Annotated in this window: 21 protein-coding genes and 1 tRNA gene; 16 read left to right on the forward strand and 6 right to left on the reverse strand. The window is 57.4% G+C overall.

From position 1 onward, the window contains the following. Positions 1-217: 217 nt before the first annotated feature. Positions 218-841, reverse strand: a complete 624-nt coding sequence (msrQ, locus tag AC2FLB_RS20375; protein ID WP_496703156.1) for a protein-methionine-sulfoxide reductase heme-binding subunit MsrQ — start codon at positions 839-841, stop codon at positions 218-220. 4 nt (positions 842-845) lie between these two features. Further along, positions 846-1,748: a protein-methionine-sulfoxide reductase catalytic subunit MsrP gene (msrP, locus tag AC2FLB_RS20380; protein ID WP_282027853.1), complete on the reverse strand. Its 903-nt coding sequence runs from the start codon at positions 1,746-1,748 to the stop codon at positions 846-848. 242 nt (positions 1,749-1,990) lie between these two features. On the opposite strand from msrP, the gene AC2FLB_RS20385 reads away from it, so the two are divergent. Further along, positions 1,991-2,806, forward strand: a complete 816-nt coding sequence (locus AC2FLB_RS20385) for a cyclase family protein (RefSeq protein ID WP_271951861.1) — start codon at positions 1,991-1,993, stop codon at positions 2,804-2,806. A gap of 46 nt (positions 2,807-2,852) precedes the next feature. Next, positions 2,853-3,476 (forward strand): class I SAM-dependent methyltransferase, encoded by a 624-nt coding sequence (locus AC2FLB_RS20390; RefSeq protein WP_282022430.1) that lies wholly within the window; start codon positions 2,853-2,855, stop codon positions 3,474-3,476. Between the two features lie 53 nt (positions 3,477-3,529). Here AC2FLB_RS20390 and clpB read toward each other — a convergent pair whose 3' ends face one another. Both clpB and AC2FLB_RS20400 read right to left on the reverse strand, forming a co-directional pair. Beyond that, the gene (gene clpB, locus AC2FLB_RS20395) at positions 3,530-6,148 is read right to left on the reverse strand and encodes an ATP-dependent chaperone ClpB (protein ID WP_496693102.1); all 2,619 of its coding nucleotides are present in this window, start codon (positions 6,146-6,148) and stop codon (positions 3,530-3,532) included. Between the two features lie 125 nt (positions 6,149-6,273). After that, positions 6,274-6,606, reverse strand: coding sequence for a hypothetical protein (locus AC2FLB_RS20400; protein ID WP_142639515.1), 333 nt, complete (start codon positions 6,604-6,606; stop codon positions 6,274-6,276). 139 nt (positions 6,607-6,745) lie between these two features. On the opposite strand from AC2FLB_RS20400, the gene pyrF reads away from it, so the two are divergent. Together pyrF and AC2FLB_RS20410 are read left to right on the forward strand one after the other, a co-directional pair. Then, complete coding sequence (gene pyrF / locus AC2FLB_RS20405) at positions 6,746-7,450, forward strand: orotidine-5'-phosphate decarboxylase (RefSeq protein ID WP_496709969.1); 705 nt, start codon at positions 6,746-6,748, stop codon at positions 7,448-7,450. A 359-nt stretch (positions 7,451-7,809) separates the two neighbouring features. Then, a complete protein-coding gene (locus tag AC2FLB_RS20410) occupies positions 7,810-9,063 on the forward strand; it encodes a DNA polymerase IV (protein WP_496693105.1) in 1,254 nt (417 codons plus the stop codon). Positions 9,064-9,065: 2 nt separating this feature from the next. Here AC2FLB_RS20410 and AC2FLB_RS20415 read toward each other — a convergent pair whose 3' ends face one another. Continuing rightward, positions 9,066-9,926 carry an N-formylglutamate amidohydrolase gene (locus AC2FLB_RS20415; RefSeq protein WP_496693106.1) on the reverse strand — a complete coding sequence of 287 codons (861 nt, stop codon included), beginning with the start codon at positions 9,924-9,926 and terminating at the stop codon, positions 9,066-9,068. Positions 9,927-10,074: 148 nt separating this feature from the next. On the opposite strand from AC2FLB_RS20415, the gene AC2FLB_RS20420 reads away from it, so the two are divergent. The 8 genes from AC2FLB_RS20420 to AC2FLB_RS20455 all read left to right on the forward strand — a co-directional run bounded on the left by AC2FLB_RS20420 (position 10,075) and on the right by AC2FLB_RS20455 (position 14,498). Continuing rightward, positions 10,075-10,149: transfer RNA gene (locus tag AC2FLB_RS20420), tRNA-Val, on the forward strand. 90 nt (positions 10,150-10,239) lie between these two features. Next, positions 10,240-10,365 carry a type B 50S ribosomal protein L36 gene (gene ykgO, locus AC2FLB_RS20425; protein ID WP_008562923.1) on the forward strand — a complete coding sequence of 42 codons (126 nt, stop codon included), beginning with the start codon at positions 10,240-10,242 and terminating at the stop codon, positions 10,363-10,365. A gap of 185 nt (positions 10,366-10,550) precedes the next feature. Continuing rightward, on the forward strand, positions 10,551-10,937 hold the full coding sequence (locus tag AC2FLB_RS20430) for a hypothetical protein (RefSeq protein WP_271951870.1): 387 nt from the start codon (positions 10,551-10,553) through the stop codon (positions 10,935-10,937). Beyond that, positions 10,927-11,448, forward strand: a complete 522-nt coding sequence (locus AC2FLB_RS20435; RefSeq protein WP_142639525.1) for a hypothetical protein — start codon at positions 10,927-10,929, stop codon at positions 11,446-11,448. The genes AC2FLB_RS20430 and AC2FLB_RS20435 overlap by 11 nt, the downstream gene beginning before the upstream one ends. Positions 11,449-11,468: 20 nt before the next feature. Beyond that, positions 11,469-12,053: a hypothetical protein gene (locus tag AC2FLB_RS20440; RefSeq protein WP_496709970.1), complete on the forward strand. Its 585-nt coding sequence runs from the start codon at positions 11,469-11,471 to the stop codon at positions 12,051-12,053. A 247-nt stretch (positions 12,054-12,300) separates the two neighbouring features. After that, complete coding sequence (locus tag AC2FLB_RS20445) at positions 12,301-13,317, forward strand: extracellular solute-binding protein (protein WP_496709971.1); 1,017 nt, start codon at positions 12,301-12,303, stop codon at positions 13,315-13,317. Positions 13,318-13,428: 111 nt separating this feature from the next. After that, positions 13,429-13,983, forward strand: coding sequence for a helix-turn-helix domain-containing protein (locus tag AC2FLB_RS20450; protein ID WP_496709972.1), 555 nt, complete (start codon positions 13,429-13,431; stop codon positions 13,981-13,983). After that, on the forward strand, positions 13,980-14,498 hold the full coding sequence (locus tag AC2FLB_RS20455) for a GNAT family N-acetyltransferase (protein ID WP_496709973.1): 519 nt from the start codon (positions 13,980-13,982) through the stop codon (positions 14,496-14,498). Before AC2FLB_RS20450 ends, AC2FLB_RS20455 begins: the two co-directional genes overlap by 4 nt. A 7-nt stretch (positions 14,499-14,505) precedes the next feature. On the opposite strand, the gene xylB is transcribed toward AC2FLB_RS20455, so the two are convergent. Beyond that, complete coding sequence (xylB, locus tag AC2FLB_RS20460; RefSeq protein WP_496709974.1) at positions 14,506-15,942, reverse strand: xylulokinase; 1,437 nt, start codon at positions 15,940-15,942, stop codon at positions 14,506-14,508. A 114-nt stretch (positions 15,943-16,056) separates the two neighbouring features. On the opposite strand from xylB, the gene AC2FLB_RS20465 reads away from it, so the two are divergent. The 4 genes from AC2FLB_RS20465 to AC2FLB_RS20480 all read left to right on the forward strand — a co-directional run bounded on the left by AC2FLB_RS20465 (position 16,057) and on the right by AC2FLB_RS20480 (position 20,293). Further along, positions 16,057-17,082 carry a LacI family DNA-binding transcriptional regulator gene (locus tag AC2FLB_RS20465; protein ID WP_271951883.1) on the forward strand — a complete coding sequence of 342 codons (1,026 nt, stop codon included), beginning with the start codon at positions 16,057-16,059 and terminating at the stop codon, positions 17,080-17,082. A gap of 92 nt (positions 17,083-17,174) precedes the next feature. Beyond that, positions 17,175-18,476 (forward strand): ABC transporter substrate-binding protein, encoded by a 1,302-nt coding sequence (locus AC2FLB_RS20470; RefSeq protein ID WP_271951885.1) that lies wholly within the window; start codon positions 17,175-17,177, stop codon positions 18,474-18,476. A gap of 107 nt (positions 18,477-18,583) precedes the next feature. Then, positions 18,584-19,450 (forward strand): carbohydrate ABC transporter permease, encoded by an 867-nt coding sequence (locus tag AC2FLB_RS20475; protein ID WP_142639539.1) that lies wholly within the window; start codon positions 18,584-18,586, stop codon positions 19,448-19,450. 12 nt (positions 19,451-19,462) lie between these two features. Further along, on the forward strand, positions 19,463-20,293 hold the full coding sequence (locus tag AC2FLB_RS20480; protein ID WP_142639541.1) for a carbohydrate ABC transporter permease: 831 nt from the start codon (positions 19,463-19,465) through the stop codon (positions 20,291-20,293). Positions 20,294-20,298: the final 5 nt, after the last annotated feature.

Consider the following 20,298-nt stretch of genomic DNA (forward strand, 5'->3'; position numbering starts at 1 on the left):
AGTGTGTCACAAGCGCCTCAGCAGCGCCGGTGAAGGGGGTTCTAAGCATTACAAACATACACCGCAAGCAGAAAATCCCCGAAACTCGCGAAAATCTTCAGAACTATTATTTAATGAAATAAAACAAATACTTACAAATAGTACCAGGCCCAAATACGGCGACCAACCGCCAAGATGCGTACGGAAAATTGTGTTTCGCACAGGCTTACCGGCAGACTCAGGCCGAGTCGGGCGGAATCGCACCCCGGAATCGGCTCATCAGGGTCGAGATCGGTAGGCGCAAAGCAAGCAAAGCCAAAATCACGGACAAATAGATCAAGGGTTCGATCTGAAATCCTTTGGCCTGCATTACATAATGCACGCCCCCCAGAACTGCTGCCGGATAGACCAAACGCTGAAGCGCGCGCCAGCCCGGGCCAAGCTGCCGTACTGAAAAGTTGTTCGACGTCACGGCCAGTGGCAGCGTCAGAACAAATGCCGCCATACCTACAGTTATATAGGGGCGCTTCAGGATGTCCGCCCAGATCTGCCCGGGGGCCTGCACATCCAATACCAGCCAAACCAAAAGATGCAGACTGATATATATAAATGTCAAAACGCCCAGCGCCCGCCTGAACTTGATCAGGTTCACGCCGACAAACCTGCGCAGGGGCGATATAGCCAGAACAACAATCAAAAACTGCAATGCCAGTTTGCCGTACTTATGCTCAAGAGCCTCAATCGGGTCGGCACCCAAACCTCCGGTCAGCCCTTGATAGAACAGCCAGGGTGCCGGCAGGATCCCCAGCAAATAGACGGCCCAAACAGGGATCCGACGGAATATCTGGTTCAGCGCGCTCATACTCTCAATAATGCTTGGACAGATCCATGCCTTCGTAAAGCCCGGCGACCTCGTCCTCGTAGCCATTGAACATGAGCGTCGGGATGCGCTTGGCAAACAGCCCACCGCCGATTTGGCGCTCCGAGGCCTGCGACCAGCGCGGGTGATCCACATTGGGGTTCACGTTACTATAGAAACCATATTCGCGCGGACCGGCCATGTTCCAGCTTGTCGGTGGCTCAACATCTGACACCGTAATGCGAACGATCGACTTGATGGATTTGAACCCGTATTTCCACGGAACCACCAGACGCAACGGTGCGCCGTTCTGGTTCGGGATCGGCCGGCCATAAATACCAGTGGCCATCAGGGTCAGTGGGTGCATTGCTTCGTCCAGCCTCAGACCTTCACGGTACGGCCAGTCCAGAACCGGATACTGAACACCCGGCATTTCATCTGGACGATAAGCGGTTTCAAAGGCCACGTATTTGGCGCCTTCCTGAACACCGGCCATGTTCAGCAGGTCGGCCAGTTCAAACCCGTTCCAAGGGATCACCATCGACCATGCCTCGACACAGCGAAACCGGTATATCCGTTCTTCGACGGTCATTTCGGACAGGATGTCCTTGAAATTGTAATCGCCGGGCTTGTCCACCAGACCGTCAATCTTGATGCTCCACGGCTCAGTAACAAGAGTATAGGCGTATTTTGCAGGATCTTCTTTCCGCGTACCAAACTCGTAATAATTGTTATAGCCGGTGATCTCTTCCCAGGTATTCGGCTCCAGCGCCTCTTGCGCGGCTGCCCCCTGCGCCAGCCCTGCCAATCCGACACCCGCCATCCCGGCCATCATCTGGCGCCGGTTCAGAAACGCCGCCCGGGGGGTGACGTCGGCATGTGTCAATGTGTTGGTCCAGCGATGCGCCATCTAAGTCTCCGTCTTCATGCAACCTCAGAAGTGAGGTAGTCTGCTGATAGCACAGGGCCAAGGAAACAAGCGTCACGATTGAGCGACCGGACTGTAACGTATCCGCGTGCAGCGGCGCTTGCTTGGGTCACCACCTTTACAACGTAGGCCTCAAAAATGCAGGCTGGGCCGCAGGTATTACCAACAAGGGAAAAGATGGACGACCCATCCAACGATTGAAATCCACCAGTGGGAGAAGAAGAATGTGTGACATCTGCGTTATGAATGCCGTCAAAGACAGAATGCTGTCGCGGCGGAGTTTCTTCAAAGCTGCTGCCGCCACGAGCGTTGCGGCTGCGACCACCGGAGCGATTGCACCAGCAGCGCTGGCCGCAGGTCATGGCGGGGTCGAGGACATGACCCATACGCTCAGCCCCGACTTTCCGACCTGGGGAGGCGAACCCGGCATTTCCGCCGAACAGGCGTTCAACTTCGCGGATCACGGCTTTAACCTGTTCAATCTGTCGATCAACGAACATACCGGCACGCATATAGATGCGCCTCTGCATTTTTCCGCGGATGGTATGTCGGTCGATGAGATACCGGTGACTGATCTGGTTGCACCGCTTTGTGTCGTCAATATCGCCGCCCGCGCGGCCGAAGACGCCGACACCCGCGTTACCCCGGACGATCTGAAGGCGTGGATTGCGGCCAACGGAGACATCCCCGACGGCGCTTGCGTAGCGATGCATTCCGGTTGGTCCGGCAAGACCGCCACGGATGGGTTCCGCAATTTCGACGGTGAGGCGCAGCACTATCCCGGGTTTCACGTCGAAGCGGCGCAGATGTTAATGGAAGACACCGGCGCGCGGTCGATTGCGGTGGATACCCTGTCGCTGGATCACGGCATGTCTGCTGATTTCGCCACCCACTATGCCTGGCTGCCCTCGGGTCGGTTTGGCATCGAATGCCTTGCGGGCCTGGATCGGGTTCCGGCCGCGGGGGCCACGCTGGTCATCGGCGCACCGAAACATGCTGGCGGCACCGGAGGTCCGGCACGGATATTCGCGTTGGTCTAAAGCCACGATGCACTAGTGATGCAGCATACCTTCAAAGCACGGACCGATGCCCAAACCCATTGCCGAAATCACGCATCGTTACGATACAGCCGCGCCCCGGTGGCGGGACAAGATGCGCGCGCTTGGGTACTATGATGGCTACCTAGAATTCCTGACCTCGGGATTGCCTGTCGCTGACGAAGTGACACATGTGGTCGATATTGGGGCTGGCACTGCGTCCTTCGCCGAGGCCTGGGTAGCGGTCCACGGAAAACCGGCCAGGATAACCTTACTTGAACCCAGCGCGGCGATGATCAGGCAAGGCCAAAAGGCTCTGCGGGCGCGGGGGGTCGAACCAGAACTAGCCCAAGGGGTGCTAGGCAATGTCAATCTAGACCCCGTAGGCGTAGCTCTTGCGGCCCATGTGATTGAACATTGCGCAGATCCGTCCCAAGCCTTGCAAGACATTCACAGACTGCTGCGCCCGGGGGGTCGCCTGTTTTTGGTGGTATCAAAGCCACATTGGTGTAACGCCATCATCTGGTTGCAATGGCGACATAAAACGTTTCAGCGCGCGGAGATCTTAGAGCTGCTAGATGAAGCAGGTTTTGATTGCGAAACGGTCTATTCTTTCCCATCTGGCCCACCCTCTCGGACAAGCCGGGGGTTAGTCGCAAAAAAACGCGGGTAAATTCAAGAATGGACCCACCAGTCAAGCGGGTCCATTCAACAATCAGTTTAGGTTCAATGCACCACGGCATCATCCGGTCGTGGTCGCTCAGACGTGCCCAGCCGATCGCCTATGATCAGGCCCTCGGCCCCGGCGGTGACCGGAATAGACTCACCATCCTTGATCTCACCCGCCAGCAGCGCCTCGGCCAGCGGGTTCTGCAAGGCGCGTTGGATCACGCGTTTCAGCGGGCGAGCACCGAAGACCGGGTCATAGCCCTCGTTGGCCAGCCATTCCTTAGCCCCGTCGTCCAGAACCAGCTCGATCTTCCGCGCGGCCAGACGTTTTTGCAGGCGCGCCATTTGGATATCGACAATGCCATCCATATCACCCCGTTTCAGGCGGTCGAAGATGATCGTTTCGTCCAGACGGTTCAGGAATTCGGGCCGGAAATGCGCCCGGACCGCATCCATCACATCCCGCCGTGCCTGTGCACTGTCGGCACCGTCGGGCAACTGGCTGAGCGCCTGAGAGCCAAGGTTCGAGGTCAGGATGATCAGCGTCTGCTTGAAGTCCACGGTGCGGCCCTGACCATCGGTCAGCACACCATCATCCAGTACCTGCAACAGCACGTTGAACACATCCGGATGCGCCTTTTCGACCTCGTCAAACAGCACGACTTGATAGGGCCTGCGCCGCACGGCTTCGGTCAACACACCGCCTTCGTCATAGCCGACATAGCCTGGAGGGGCGCCGATCAGACGGGCAACCGCGTGTTTTTCCATGAACTCGGACATGTCGATGCGCACCATCGCGTTGTCGTCGTCGAACAGGAAGTTCGCCACCGCCTTGGTCAGCTCGGTTTTCCCCACGCCGGTTGGTCCGAGGAACAGGAACGAACCCAACGGACGGCCTTCGTCGTTCAAACCTGCACGAGCACGGCGCACAGCGTTGGACACGGCGGTCACCGCTGCATCCTGACCGATCACGCGTGAATGCAGATCGTCTTCCATCCGCAGCAGCTTTTCGCGCTCGCCTTCCAGCATCTTCGAGGTCGGGATTCCCGTCCAGCGTTCGACAACGCTTGCGATCTGTTCGGGGCGCACCGTCTCCTCGGCCATCATCTGGCTGCTTTCGGCGTTTTCGGCTTCGGTCAGCTTCTTCTCAAGCTCGGGGATGACGCCATAGGACAGCTCACCCGCCTTGGCGAGGTTGCCTTCGCGCTTGGCGATTTCCAGATCGGCCCGTGCCTTGTCGAGCTGTTCCTTCAGATCGCGCGCACCAGCCAGCTTGTCACGTTCGGCTTGCCACTGTGCAGTCATCTCGGCGGATTGCTCCTGCAGATCGGCCAGATCCTTTTGCAAGGTTTCCAGACGATCCTTCGATGCCGCATCATCTTCGAGCTTCAGCGCCTGCTCCTCGATCTGCATCTGCAGAATCTGACGATCCAGCTGATCGAGTTCTTCGGGCTTGCTATCCACTTCCATCCGCAAGCGAGCCGACGCTTCATCGACAAGGTCGATAGCTTTATCGGGCAGGAAGCGATCAGTGATGTAGCGATGCGACAGGGTCGCTGCCGACACCAAAGCCGAGTCCGAGATACGCACACCATGGTGCAACTCGTACTTTTCCTTGATACCGCGCAGGATGCTGATCGTGTCCTCGACAGTCGGTTCCTGAACCACAACCGGCTGGAACCGGCGCGCCAAAGCCGCGTCTTTTTCCACGTATTTGCGATACTCATCCAGCGTGGTTGCACCGATACAATGCAGCTCACCCCGAGCAAGCGCAGGCTTGATCAGGTTGGCAGCATCCATCGCGCCGTCGGATTTGCCCGCGCCCACCAGCGTGTGCATCTCATCAATGAACAAGATGATTTCACCGGCGGCTTCGGTCACTTCGGTCAAAACCGCCTTGAGGCGTTCTTCGAACTCACCACGGTATTTCGCACCTGCGATCAGCGCACCCATGTCGAGCGCGAGCAACTTTTTATCCTTTAGCGATTCCGGCACATCCCCATTGATGATGCGCAGGGCCATACCTTCGGCAATCGCGGTTTTACCGACGCCGGGTTCCCCGATCAGAACCGGGTTGTTCTTGGTGCGGCGCGACAGAACCTGCATCGAGCGGCGGATTTCCTCATCCCGTCCGATGATCGGGTCGATCTTGCCCTCAGCAGCCGCTTCGGTCAGGTCACGCGCGTATTTCTTGAGCGCGTCATAACCATCTTCCGCCGATGCGGTGTCAGCAGTGCGGCCCTTGCGGATGTCATTGATGGCTTCGTTCAGTTTCTGCGCCGTCACCGCGCCATCTTCCAAAGCATCCTTGGCTTTGGATTTCACCATGCACAGCGCCATCAGAATACGTTCAACCGGCACGAAACTATCGCCTGCCTTGGTGGCGATCTTTTCAGCTTCATCCAGAACTTTGGCGGTCTGACCATCCAGATAAACCTGGCCCGCATCGCCGCTGACCTTGGGAATTTTGGCCATGGACGCATCCAGTGCGTTAACGACACGGCTGGGCGCTCCGCCTGCGCGGGTGATCAGATTGCTGGCCAGCCCCTGATCATCGTCCATCAAGGCTTTGAGTATATGTTCAGGGGTCAACCTCTGGTGCCCCTCGCGCATCGCAATCGTTTGCGCTGCCTGCACGAAACCTCGTGCCCGCTCGGTGAACTTGTTCAAGTCCATATTTTGCTCCTTCTCTAAGCGCCCGGTTTTGACGCGCCCGCCTGGCAGCGCGCGTCGGTCTGGGCCTCACATTCAATCTGGGAAATATCTTGCACGGTTCAAGGGGTCTGCCAACAGAATCCAACCTACCGACGCGGCACAGAATAAACTGTATACCCCCCAGTTTTCGCCACAGAACGCGCACCGTACATATCGACAAGCGATTGCGCCGCATCGCTGCCTGTCGGGCAGGAAACCAGATCGGCGGCGTCATCCAGAAAATCCACGGTAAAGGCGGATTCCCCCGTAACCTGACAGTCATCATCCATCGAACGATAACCGCCAATCAGCCGGAGGTTGTCGTTTGTCGGAGACCTCAGAACTGTATCAGCAGCCTCTTTTTCCAGCGCCATGTCCTGACACCCGGCCAGCATCAGCCCCGCGCAGATTGCGATAGTGGGTTTCGTAAACTGTCTCATTCCGAATTCCGTCCCAGTTGCACAACGCGATAATAGCACAGTCGGAAACCTCTGCCGTGATCTGAATCACGCAAGGCGCGCATGGACAGAAGCGCACGAAACCGTTAGGACGCAGACGTTTGCCAAAAAGGAGCCCCCAATGTCCGATGACCGCCTGATTGTAGCCCTTGATGTCCCCAACGCCCTGGACGGTCTGGCCTTGGCCGAGCGGCTGGGGGACAGTGTCTCATTCTACAAGATCGGCCTGGGAATGCTGACAGGGGGCGGGCTAGCCCTGGCGAACGAGTTAAAGCAGGATCAGGGCAAGCGCATCTTTCTGGACATGAAACTGTTCGACATCGGTAATACGGTGGAAAATGCGGTGCGCGGTCTGGCACAGTTCGATTTGGATTTCCTGACCGTACATGGTGACCCGCACGTGGTGCGGGCCGCCAAAGAGGGTGCGTCTGGCAAAGACCTCAAGATCCTGGCCGTAACCATCCTGACCTCGTTGAACCGGGATGATCTGGATGCGAGCCTGCTGAAAGCGGGCGATGTCCAGGACCTGGTTGTCGAACGCGCTGCCAAAGCGTTGGAGGCGGGTGCCGATGGCGTCATCGCCAGCCCGCAAGAGGCCGCGCTGATCCGTGCCCTGCCCCAAGCCGAAAACCGCTTGATCGTGACACCCGGCGTTCGGCCCGCCGGTGCCGCGTTGGGAGATCAGAAACGGGTCGCAACCCCGGCAAATGCCATCGGTGATGGTGCCGATCACATTGTCGTCGGGCGCCCAATCTATCAGGCGCAAGACCCTAAAGCCGCCGCAGAAGCGGTGCTTGCAGAGTTAAATTCCTTATCCCGACACTAGGGCAAACCGGCTAAATCAGGCAAAATTTTCGCAAGAACAACCCGCAAACAGTTGACCTAAGGTCACTTTTCGCCCGATCCGCGCCAAATCGTCCCTGTGCCCCAAAACACACATGCAAAACACGAGTTTCCACTGTGTGAACTGGGTTCTATCGAAAAATTTGATTTTGAGAGAATCTAAGTAGGTGATACTCCCCGCGGACCATCTCTTCCTGAGGTCCGTCACCTCCCCCCGCCACTTTGCGGGGGGCCTTCTTTTGGCAGATCTGGTTCCTACCCTCACTGTGCGGGTTTTGCCCGTGGCATGCGAATGATATAGTCACCGAACCTTACGGACCGCATGGAAGACGGGAAAAGAAAATGCCCGGCCTCTGCCGAGATTGCCTGACAGAACTGACGAAGGAACGCCGCTGCCCGGACTGCGGCAGCCCGCGCATCAAAACGCATCCTGAATTGTTTGACCTGTCCATCGCACATATGGATTGCGATGCCTTCTACGCCTCTGTCGAAAAACGGGACAATCCGGAGCTGGCCGACAAACCCGTCATTATCGGGGGCGGCAAGCGCGGTGTTGTGTCTACGGCTTGTTATGTAGCCCGGATTCGCGGCGTCCGCTCGGCAATGCCGATGTTCAAGGCGTTGCAACTATGCCCCGACGCTGTCGTGATCAAACCGCGCATGTCGGTCTATGCCGAGGCTTCGCGCCAAATCAGGTCGATGATGGACGAGCTGACGCCGATTGTTGAACCGCTTTCGCTGGACGAAGCGTTCATGGACCTATCCGGCACGCAACGTCTGCACGGTGCGCCTCCCGCAGTCATGCTTGCACGATTGGTCAAACGGATGAAGGACGAGTTGGGGCTGACCGGGTCAATCGGGCTGTCACATAACAAGTTTCTGGCCAAGGTCGCATCCGATCTGGACAAGCCGCGCGGATTTTCGGTGATCGGCGAGGAAGAGACATCCGCGTTTTTGAACGACAAGCCAGTACGCCTGATCTGGGGCATAGGCCCTGCGGCGCAGGAATCGCTGGACCGCGCTGGCATACGCTTGTTCTCGGACCTGTTGCGCTGGGACCAAGAGGATCTGACCGCGCGGTTTGGCTCCATGGGCTACCGGCTGTGGCATCTGGCCCGCGGTCAGGACAAGCGCCGGGTTTCGGCACATGAACCGATGAAGTCCATCAGCAACGAAACGACCTTTTTTGAAGATACGGCCAATGCCGACATTCTGGATGGGCACCTTTGGCGGATGGCCGAAAAAGTCTCGGATCGGGCCAAGGCCAAGGGGCTGGCCGGGCGGGTTGTGACGCTCAAACTGAAACGGGCCAATCACAAACTCATTACACGACGCGTTTCTCTTCGCGATGCCACGCAGATCGCCGATCGGATCTATCGCACAGCACGGGCGCTGTTCGATCAGGTTGGTGATCAGGGCCCTTATCGGCTGTTGGGGTGTGGCCTGTCGGATCTGTGCCCCGAGGATCAGGCGGATATTTCAGGGGATCTGCTGGACCCGGATGCCTCGCGCAGATCGCAGGCCGAACGCGCAACGGATGAGATTCGCCGCCGCTTTGGGACGGATGCCATCGTCAAAGGACGTGCCCTTCGCTGAGGTTATTCGGCTGCAAGCTGCAGCGGCTCAGGCCCGATCCGCGCAATAACCATGATGATTTCGCCCAGGGTCTCTTTGAAGGCAGCGAAATTGTCATTCGGCTCGATCCTGCTTTCATCCATATACAGGGATCTGTCGATCTCGATCTGTACAGCATGCTGGTGGCGGCTGGGGCGTCCATAGGTCTGGGTCACATAGGCCCCGGCAAACGGCGTATTTCGGGCCACGCTCAGACCCGCCGAGACGAAAGCGGCCTCTATCTGTTCGACGACCTCTGGCGCTGCAGAGGCACCGAACCGATCCCCCAGCACGATCTCGGGACGTCTGGAATTGACTGTGGACGCAAGGGCCACGGCTTCGTGCGGCATCGAATGACAGTCGATCAGAATCGCCTGCCCGAATTCCTGATGCGATTCTGCCAGCAACGATTTGATCCGGGCATGATAGGGACGCCAACAGGTATCGATTCGCAGACGCGCCTCATCCATGGTCAGCTTACCGCGATAGATTTCTCGACCATTGGCGACCACACGCGGAATCACCCCCAGCCCGGACGCTACCCGCGGGTTATGGCCTTGGCGGCGCGCGCCCTGAATAAGGGCTGGATCCAGCTCTTCTGCGCTGCGGTTCAGATCGACATAGGCGCGTGGCATCATCGCCGAAATCAGTGGCGCACCATGGTCCGCCGCTGATGAAAATAACTGATCCACAAAAGCATCCTCGGAAGAACGAATCACATCTTGGCTGAGAACCGACCGCTTCATCAACCCATTTGGATAGTTTCGACCGCTATGCGGAGAGGAAAAAACCACACAGGACGTGCGCTTGGCAGGCATATCCAGTAGGTAAGCAGCGTTTTGCATGGCGACTCCTTGTTCGCACCAAACATAGACCGGAAAATAGTTCTACCAAACCCCTTGAACCCTTTTGCGACTCCTTTTATAGACCCCGCTACCGGCGCGGGGTTCCGCGCCCCATTTCGTTATGGGGTTGGCCACGCGACGGTTTCATGGGCGGTTAGCTCAGCGGTAGAGCACTTCGTTGACATCGAAGGGGTCACAAGTTCGATCCTTGTACCGCCCACCATGAACTCACTGCTTCGGGTTTCCGGGGCACCCGCAAACCCAGGCGCTGGCCACGTCCTTGATGAAGGCGCCGCAGATTGGAGACAGACCCATGAAGGTCAAGAACTCGCTCCGCTCGCTCAAGAACCGGCACCGTGATTGCCGGGTTGTGCGTCGCAAAGGCCGCGTCTACGTGATCAACAAGACGCAGCGTCGGTTCAAAGCTCGTCAGGGCTAAGAACTGCACATACTGAATTCAAAGAACCGCGCCTTCGGGTGCGGTTTTTTTTGTCCGGCATTTCAACCAGATGTAATGCGGACGGAACTGCAGGAATTCGCTCAGAAAGTTCGGTTCTAAGATTCAACGTTGTGATAGGGCGATCTCGTGCTACGCTTTCCGTGATTTTATGACGGGAGGTCGGATTGGCCAACGATGATCTGGACAAGATATTCGGAACAACTCTGACCGACATGGTAGCCGATATAGGCCGCAGTGTGGCCCAGGCGGCCGAACAGCTTAGCATTGATCAGCTGAAAGCGCTGAAGAACTATCCCCAGGAACTGCGCGATCTTGGCATCCCGCCGGTCTTTTATCACATGCAGGATGTCGATGTGGAACTGAAGGTCGTCATGGAGATGAGCAGTTCCACCGAAGAAGGCCAACGCAGCAGGATTGGCACCTTTATTTTTGGCCCGAAATTGACTCAGACAGACACGCTCGATTCCAAAAGCGCGTCCACGATGCGAATGCGTTTCGCGCCCGGTCCCGTAGATGAGAGCAGATCTTTGGATGGCAATGATGGCAACTAAGAAAGTCAAAGCCCCCAAAAGAGCGCCCATAGATGTCCGCGTCACCGAGATGCCCGAGGCATTCACCACTCTGCTTCAGTCACTTGAAAACCGCATGACGGCAATGGAGGCGCGCGAAGTCGCGCTGCTCGAGACGATCAACGACCTCCAAGAACGGATCGACGATCTGGAAGAAGGCAGCGGCGGCATGTTGATGGGCGCGGGTAACCCGGTGATGAACCCGATGGCCGAGGGCCGCGCGGCAATGGGAGCGGACGATCCTGACACACAGGTCGTCAACGCGCAGGAATTCTCGCAAGCCCTGGGTGAACAGATCCTCGCCGGGTCTGATGGCAGCAGTGATTTCACCATCGACAACGTCAAAGTCGAAGCGGTTGTTGGGTTGGGTCAGGACGGCACCAAAGCCCAAATCGCGACGAATGCCCGAAAACAGGCGATCAGCCAGAACGCATCCAAGGTCACTTTTTCCGTCAGGAGGCGGACCGCCACGCAAATTATTGAGAAAGACTGAATTAACAGAGGAGATTGGAAATGAGTATCGGGCAGGAACTGCTAAACGTCCCGTTTGCGGAAATGGTTCAAAAGCTTGCGCTTTCCGTTGCCGAGTCGCAGACCGAGTTGGATCGACATTCTACAGATGTCGCCAAATATATGGCCGATCAGAAGATCCAGCTTCCGGACTTGTCCAATCCCAATGGCCCCCCCAAAGAATTCAGTTTGGTTTCCATGGGCTTTCTACCCGCATTCTACGCGGTGCAAGAAGCCGAAATTGAGGTCAAAATGGCGATCTCAATGACTAAGCAAACCGAAAAAGCGGGCAGCGCTTCGGTCAAAGGTGGTTGGGGCCCTGTCGCAGCGCAAGTCAATGCCAGCTATTCCTCGCGCTATGCGTACAGCCAAGAAGGCGCAAGCAGGCTGACCATCAAACTGGCCCCGGCCGATCCTCCGGTCTTGCTGCAGAAATATATGGAAGCTGTCACACAGGTCATGCTGAAAAAAGAACCGGTGTTGACCGACGACCCAGACCCTGAGCCGGCCCCCGCACCTGTCCCGGACCCCGCACCTGTCCCGGACCCGTCTCCACCTGAACCTGAAAAAAGACAGAGAAAGCGCTAAGCAGCATCTCTCGATTTTTCAGTTCATAAATCAACACGACTAGGTCAGCCATGACGGCGTAGCCAGGATCGGCTTTGCCGACCCTCAGGCCCCGCTGTGCAGTACCACTTGGTCGGGGCCAGCGACATGTTGGCGGTGATTTGACCAACTAATTTTGTCGGAATTTCTTGCATCCCCCTGAGAATCGTTTAATTGACCATTTCAGTCGGGTTATTACCCGCGCCGATTTTCAATGTTGGGACACATGATGCTGAAATCCTCTACCTGCGTTGCCGCCGCCCTGACGGCCCTGATCGCGACCTCTGCCGCTGCCGAGGGCGAACTGAACCTTTATTCTTCGCGCCACTACGACACCGACGAACGCCTCTATTCCGATTTCGAAGAGGCCTCCGGTATAACCATCAACCGCATCGAAGGCAAAGCGGACGAGCTGATTGCCCGGATGGAAGCCGAGGGCGCGAACTCACCCGCAGATATCTTGCTGACCGTTGATACCTCGCGTCTGGCGCGTGCCAAGAACGCGGGTATCCTGCAGCCGGTCGAAAGCGCGGTTCTGGAAGAACGTATTCCCGCCAACCTGCAGGACGAAGACAACCAGTGGTATGGCTTTTCGCAGCGCGCGCGGATCATCTTCTTTGACAAGGCCGATGTGACCAACCCGCCCGCGTCTTATCTGGATCTGGCCAAGCCCGAATACAAAGGTTTGGTCTGCATCCGGTCGTCCAGTAACACCTATAACCAGACCCTGCTGGCCTCGATCATCACAAACCACGGTGCGGAAACCGCCAAGACCTGGGCCGAAGGCATGGTCGCGAACATGGCGCGTGAACCACAGGGCGGTGACACTGACCAGCTGCGCGGCATTGTTTCGGGTGAATGCGAGATCGCCGTTTCGAACTCCTACTACTTTGCCCGTGCAATGCGTAAAGACGTCAAAGGCCTGAGCGCTGAGATTGACATGATCGGCGTCCAGTTCCCGGCGCAAGAAGCCGAAGGCGCGCACATGAACCTGTCCGGTGCCGGCGTGGCCGCAAATGCCCCGAACAAGGACAACGCGATCAAGTTCCTAGAATACCTCGCCAGCGATCAGGCGCAGGTCTATTTCTCGAACGGAAATGACGAATTCCCGGCGGTCGAAGGCGTCGCCCTTGCGGATAACGTTGCCGCCCTGGGTGAGTACAAAGCCGACGAGATCAACCTGTCCGAGGTTGCCAAGAACATCCCCGAGGCACAGAAGATCTTTAACGAGGCCGGCTGGAAGTAATCTTTCATTCCATCGAGCAGAAGGGCGCAGTTTTCTGCGCCCTTTTCTATTGTGAAGTTATGTTTTCCGGTCAATAATCTCATATATGAAAATGATTCCCATATACGAGCTATGCCTGATACACTATCCGACCGCCTTGCAAACCACCTGAATCAACTTCGCCAAACGCGGAGATGGTCGCTGGATCAGTTGGCGGAACACAGCGGTGTCAGCCGGGCCACTCTGTCGCGCTTGGAAAAGGGGGATGTCAGCCCAACCGCAGAAACTCTGGGCCGGTTATGTGCGGCCTATGGGCTGCCGATGTCGCGTCTATTGATGATGGTCGAGGACAGTTTCGCCCCCCGCGTTCCCTTCGAAAATCAACCCGAATGGCGCGACCCCGAAACAGGCTTTACCCGGCGATCCGTCTCCCCTCCGGCCGCGGGTCTTGGCGGAGAGGTCATGGAAGGCCATCTGCCCCCAGGCGTTGTGATCACCTATGACACGCCGCCAAAACACGGGCAGGAGCATCACCTGATCATGCTGGACGGTGGCCTGACCCTGACCGTGGATGGAACCGCGCATCATCTAACGAGCGGGGATTCCCTGCGCTATCACCTGTCTGGCCCGACACGTTTCGAAACCCACGCCGACCGCGGTGCGCGGTATTTGATGGTGCTGATATGATCTTACGACTGGCGGCCAATGATCTGAACCAAGCCATGAACGATCTGACAGAGATACTGCACGCCTGCGTGCATGACGGGGCGAGTATCGGGTTCATTCAGCCATTTCCGCCGGAGGATGCACGGCGCTATTGGCAATCCCATGTCTGGCCAAACATCCAGACCGGTGCAGCCGAGATATTCGTCTATCGAGATGGCGAGCGGATTGTGGGCACCGCACAGCTGGTGCCTGCCCAAATGCCCAACCAAGCGCATCGCGCGGACGTGTCCAAGCTGCTTGTCCATCCCAGCGCCCGACGGCGTGGCATCGGTCGGACGCTTATGGCGGCAGTTGAGGCGCGGGCGCTGGAACTGGGGCACTCCCTATTGGTGCTGGACACGCGCAGTACGGACCCGTCGCTCCTCCTCTATCAAAGCCTTGGGTTTGAAATTGCCGGAGAAATTCCGAACTACTGCCGCAACCCGGAAAATGATCAGCTGGAACCAACTACCTTTATGTTCAAAACCCTGACCTGAGGGGCGCTCAGTCCACGGCGCTTACGGCTGTGTAAAGCCGCCGAAACCGTCCCAGCCGTTCAGATAACGCATGCATTTCTGCAGGCTCGAACCTGTCGGTGGTCGCCGGTTGCTCGGCCAGATCAGAAATGGTCAGAGCGCCGTCAGCACAGGCTGCCAGCCGGGCGGCACCATAGGCCGGGCCGGATTCCGCCCCCGCTGAACGCACGATGGGCTTTTCGGTCACAGCGGCGATCAGACCCAGCAGCAGGTCGGATTGGCTGCCCCCGCCTATGGCGGCAAGCTCGGGCAAATTGTCTATCGTGTCGCCGAAGCTCTGCGCCGCATCAGCGAAACAAAAGGCGATTGCCTCGACCACCGAACGGCAGATCTCGGCACGTGTGGTGGCATCCTCGAGGCCAAAGAATCCGGCACGGATATGCGGGTCCCCAAGGGGGCTGCGCTCACCTGTCAGATAGGGCAGGAAAATGGGCACGCGATCACCGCTGACGGTTTCAGCAAGCCCGACAACCTCGGCAGCCGAAAGCCCCAGCTGATCACCAATCCACGAAATGGGCCTTGCCCCGTTCAGCATCGCCGCCATTTGATACCAGCGGTCGGGCAATGTATGCGCAAACGCATGGACATAGCGTTCGGGGTTGGGCTTGTATTTACGATCCGCAACAAACAACTGACCGGATGTCCCCAACGAGATAAACCCACGTCCAGGTTCAGTTGCGCCCAATGACACCGCACCGGTTGCCGCATCCCCTCCCCCGGCCACGACAGGCACGCCGGAGTTCAATCCGGTCTCAGCTGCAGCCCGAACTGTTACCGTGCCAACGACATTGTGGCCGTCGAACATCTGCGGCAGCCAGTCAACAGCGACATCCGTGGCTTCCGCCATTCCGGTATGCCAGCGGCGTGAAGCCTGATCGAGCCACATTGTTCCTGCGGCATCGGAAGTATCGGTTGCCAGCTCTCCATGCAGACGCAGGCCGACATAATCCTTGGGCAGCAGGATATGGGAGAGTCGGGCATAATTGTGCGGTTCATGCCGTTTCAGCCAGGCAATCTTGGGCGCCGTAAAGCCGGGCAAGGGCAGGACGCCTACGATGTGACCAACCTGCGGCTGTGCCGCGCGAATGTCGTCGCATTCGCGGACCGCGCGGCTGTCATTCCACAGAATCGCCGGACGGATGGGGCATTGGTCGCGGTCCAACAGCACGGCCCCGTGCATCTGCCCCGACAATCCGACTGCTTTCACATCCGACAGGGAGATTTCGCCAGCAAGCAGGCCCAACGCATCGCGCGTCGCCTGCCACCAAATCTCCGGGTTCTGCTCGGACCAGCCGGGCTGTGGCGACGACGTCCCGATGCCGACTGACGAGGTCGCAAGAATTCGGCCGGCATCCGCGCAGAGGAGTTTGACCGCTGACGTTCCGATGTCGATCCCAAGATACATTCACACCCCTTGCCTTGCATAATTCCGATATCACCGGCCAGGCTATTGATTTTTTTTGCGCGCGCAAAGAATATGTAAAATTATGATAAGATCAAGGTGGACGAACAGACTGGCATGACGAAGATCAGGAACATGGAAGAGTTTGCGGCCCTCAGCGGCATCTCTCGGCCCACCGTATCGAAGTATTTTCAGGATCCGGACAGCGTTCGACCCACAACACGGCTCCGCATCGAAGAGGCGCTTGAGCGCTTCGACTATCGCCCCAACATCTATGCGGTGAACCAGAACCGAAAGCTGACCAAGAATATCGGCATCGTGGTTCCCTATCTTGCCGATCCGTTCTTTGCCGAAATCGCGCGCTATCTGGAACAAAGCTGTATTGCTGCGGGGTATCGCCCGTCGCTGTTCAGCTCGCATGGTGATCCCAAGCTGGAAATCGAAATTCTCGACGGGTTGAAATCCATGAAGCCTGCTGGAGTGCTGCTGGCGCCCTTGGGGCGCACCTCGGATCGGTCAGCGATCGAGAAGTTTTGCGCCAATGTGCCGACCGTCCTGTTTGACAGTAATCTCGAAGGCCTGGGCGCGGCCTTTATCGGGTCGGACAATTTCAGTTTCGTCTCACAAACCGTCGAATACATGACCCGCACCGGCGAACCGCCGTCATTTTTTGAGATGCGAACGCCAGCGAACCCCAATGCTAATAAGCGGCGCCACGCCTATATTGAAGTGATGGAACAGCTCGGCTTTGAACCACATGTCATTAGTATCGACGGCCAGGGTTGGGCATTTGAAGAGATTGGCAAACATGGAGCCGCCGGAGTTCTGGAGCGGCAAGAGCTGAAAACGGATTCGGTTTTATGCAGCAACGACCGCCTGGCAATCGGGTTTCTTTCGGCATGTTACGAACAAGGGATTCGGGTCGGTCGCAAGAAAGACTGCGCGTTGCGGGTCGCTTCAAACGATGACCATCCCTTCTCAAGGTTTACCTGCCCGTCTTTGACAACGGCCGCCCATGACTACGACAATGTAGCGGGGCGCAGCGTCGAAACTCTCTTTGAACTCATTGAAAATGGAGGGAAATTTAACGAGAGGACGGAAACACTGTTTCCTGCACGACTTGTTTTGAGAGACTCCGCATGATCTAAAATTAACGCGCGTAAAGTTTTTATTGACGCCGCGACAATTTTCCCCTTACCCTGTCCAAACAACATCCAAGCTCAGGGAGGACAAGGATGTATCTCAAGAACGCACTTCGTGCGGCGACAGCAATGACTTTCGTCGCCACGGCAGCAGCCCAAGCGGATACCTTAACAATAGCGACCGTGAACAACGGCGACATGATCCGGATGCAGGGCTATACCGATAAATTCACCGAAGCGACCGGCATCGATGTCGAGTGGGTTACGTTGGAAGAAAACGTGCTGCGCCAGCGCGTGACAACGGATATCACGACCAAAGGTGGCCAATTCGACATCATGACCATCGGCATGTACGAGACGCCGATCTGGGGCGCGAACGGCTGGCTGGTACCCCTGGACGGGCTGTCGGATGAATACGACGTAGGTGACATCCTGCCCGCCATGTCAGGCGGCCTTAGCCATGATGGAACGCTCTACGCGGCTCCGTTCTACGGCGAAAGCTCGATGATCATGTATCGCACTGACCTGATGGAAAAAGCGGGTATGGAAATGCCGGACGCTCCGACTTGGGAGTTCATCCGCGAAGCGGCTGCTGCGATGACCGATCGCGACGCTGATATCAACGGTATTTGCCTGCGCGGCAAGGCCGGTTGGGGCGAAGGCGGTGCTTTCATCACAGCGATGTCCAATTCCTTTGGTGCGCGCTGGTTTGATGAAGATTGGAAGCCGCAGTTCGATCAGCCTGAATGGGCTGACACGTTGAACTTCTACGTGGGTATGATGAACGAGTCCGGCCCCGCAGGTTACGCCACTAACGGATTTAACGAAAACCTGTCGTTGTTCCAGCAGGGCAAATGCGGCATGTGGATCGACGCAACGGTTGCGGCCTCTTTCGTGACCAACCCGACCGACTCGACAGTCGCGGATAGCGTCGGCTTTGCACTTGCACCCGACACGGGGCTTGGCAAGCGCTCGAATTGGTTGTGGGCGTGGGCTCTGGCAATTCCGGCTGGTACGGAACAAGCAGACTCGGCCAAACAGTTCATTGAGTGGGCAACATCCAAAGACTACATCGAACTCGTAGCCGAAAACGAAGGCTGGGCCAACGTGCCTCCGGGCGCACGTACGTCGCTGTACGAAAATCCGGACTATCAGGCGGTTCCGTTCGCCAAGATGACGTTGGACTCGATCCTGTCGGCTGATCCGAACAATCCGACTGTAAAGCCAGTGCCTTACGTTGGTATTCAGTTTGCAGCGATCCCGGAATTCGCAGGTATCGCCACGCAGGTGAGCCAGGAGTTCTCGGCAGTTTATGCCGGGCAGCAAACGGTAGAAGAAGCTCTTGCCAAAGCGCAAGCCTTCACTGCCGAAGAAATGGAAGCCGCAGGCTACTAAGGCCTCCTTCCCAGCGGGTGGACAGACGTCTGTCCCCCGCTTCACCCTTCCACAACTCGCGTTTTTCTCGCAGGCTGAGCTATGCCTGAACAGAGAGGTTTTGCGTCATGGCTACTCAACATTCCCGATCAGTTGCACGCCTGATGATGGCACCTGCAGTGATCCTGCTTCTTGGCTGGATGCTCGTGCCTCTGACGATGACGCTGTATTTTTCCTTCAAGAAATACCTGCCCCTGCGCGGCGGTGATCTGGGATGGGTCGGCTTGGACAACTACGTCCGGTTCGTCTCCTCCAGTTCCTTCTGGCCCGCGGTTCAGGCCACGCTGATGATCGTCGGCGGCGTGCTTGCTATCACGGTTGTTCTGGGCATCCTTCTGGCAATGCTGCTGGATCAGCCGATGTGGGGCCAAGGCGTTGTCCGCATCCTAGTGATCGCTCCTTTCTTTGTGATGCCGACCGTTTCCGCATTGGTCTGGAAAAACATGTTCATGGACCCGGTCAACGGGTTGCTGGCCCATCTGTGGCGCTTTTTCGGGGCTGAGCCAGTTTCCTGGCTATCCGAGGCTTCGATGACGTCAATCATCATGATCGTATCGTGGCAATGGCTGCCGTTTGCGACGCTGATCCTGCTGACCGCGATCCAGTCGCTGGACAGTGAACAGTTGGAGGCCGCAGAAATGGACGGCGCGCCACCGCTCAAGCGCTTTTACCATATCATCCTGCCGCATCTAAGCCGCGCGATCACCATCGTGATCCTGATCCAGACCATTTTCCTGCTGTCGATCTTCGCCGAAATCTTCGTGACCACCGGCGGCGCCTTCGGCACCCGTACACTCACCTACCTGATCTTCCAGCGCGTGCTAGAGGGCCAGAACGTCGGCCTTGGATCAGCCGGAGGTGTCTATGCAATCATCCTTGCCAATATCGTTGCGATCTTCCTGATGCGCATCGTCGGCAAGAACCTGGACGCGTGAGGAGGTAACGATATGAGCCGCTCAGTTACACCCCGTCGCAAGTCGCTTAACACCGCCCTGGCATGGGCCGTTGGTCTGCTGATCTTTTTCCCGATCCTCTGGACCATCCTGACCAGCTTCAAGACCGAAGCACAGGCCATCGCCAGCCCGCCGCTGTTTCTGAACTTTGACTGGACGCTGGAAAACTATGCCATCGTTCAGGAACGCTCGGACTATATGCGGTTCCTGTGGAATTCGGTGATCATCGCGGGTGGTTCGACCATATTGGGCGTGATCATCGCGGTGCCCGCCGCCTGGGCGATGGCCTTTGTGCCATCAAAACGCACCAAGGACATCCTGCTGTGGATGCTGTCCACCAAGATGCTGCCTGCGGTCGGTGTTCTATACCCGATCTACCTGCTGTTCATCCGGCTTGGGCTTTTGGACAGTCGCGCAGGTCTGGTTGTGGTTCTGATGCTGATCAACCTGCCGATCATTGTATGGATGCTCTACACCTATTTCCGCGAAATCCCCGGCGAGATCCTGGAAGCCGCCCGCATGGACGGGGCAACGCTGAAGGAAGAAATCCTTTACGTGCTGACGCCGATGGCGGTGCCCGGTATCGCCTCGACCATCCTGTTGAACTTTATCCTCGCCTGGAACGAGGCGTTCTGGACCCTCAACCTGACCGCAGTTGACGCGGCACCGCTGACGGCCTTCATCGCCAGCTATTCCAGCCCCGAAGGCCTGTTCTTTGCCAAGCTCAGCGCGGCATCGACCATGGCAATCGCACCAATCCTGATCCTTGGCTGGTTCAGCCAGAAACAACTTGTCCGCGGCCTGACCTTCGGCGCCGTGAAATAAGGAAA

Source organism: Ruegeria sp. CDSA236, from assembly GCF_059611285.1.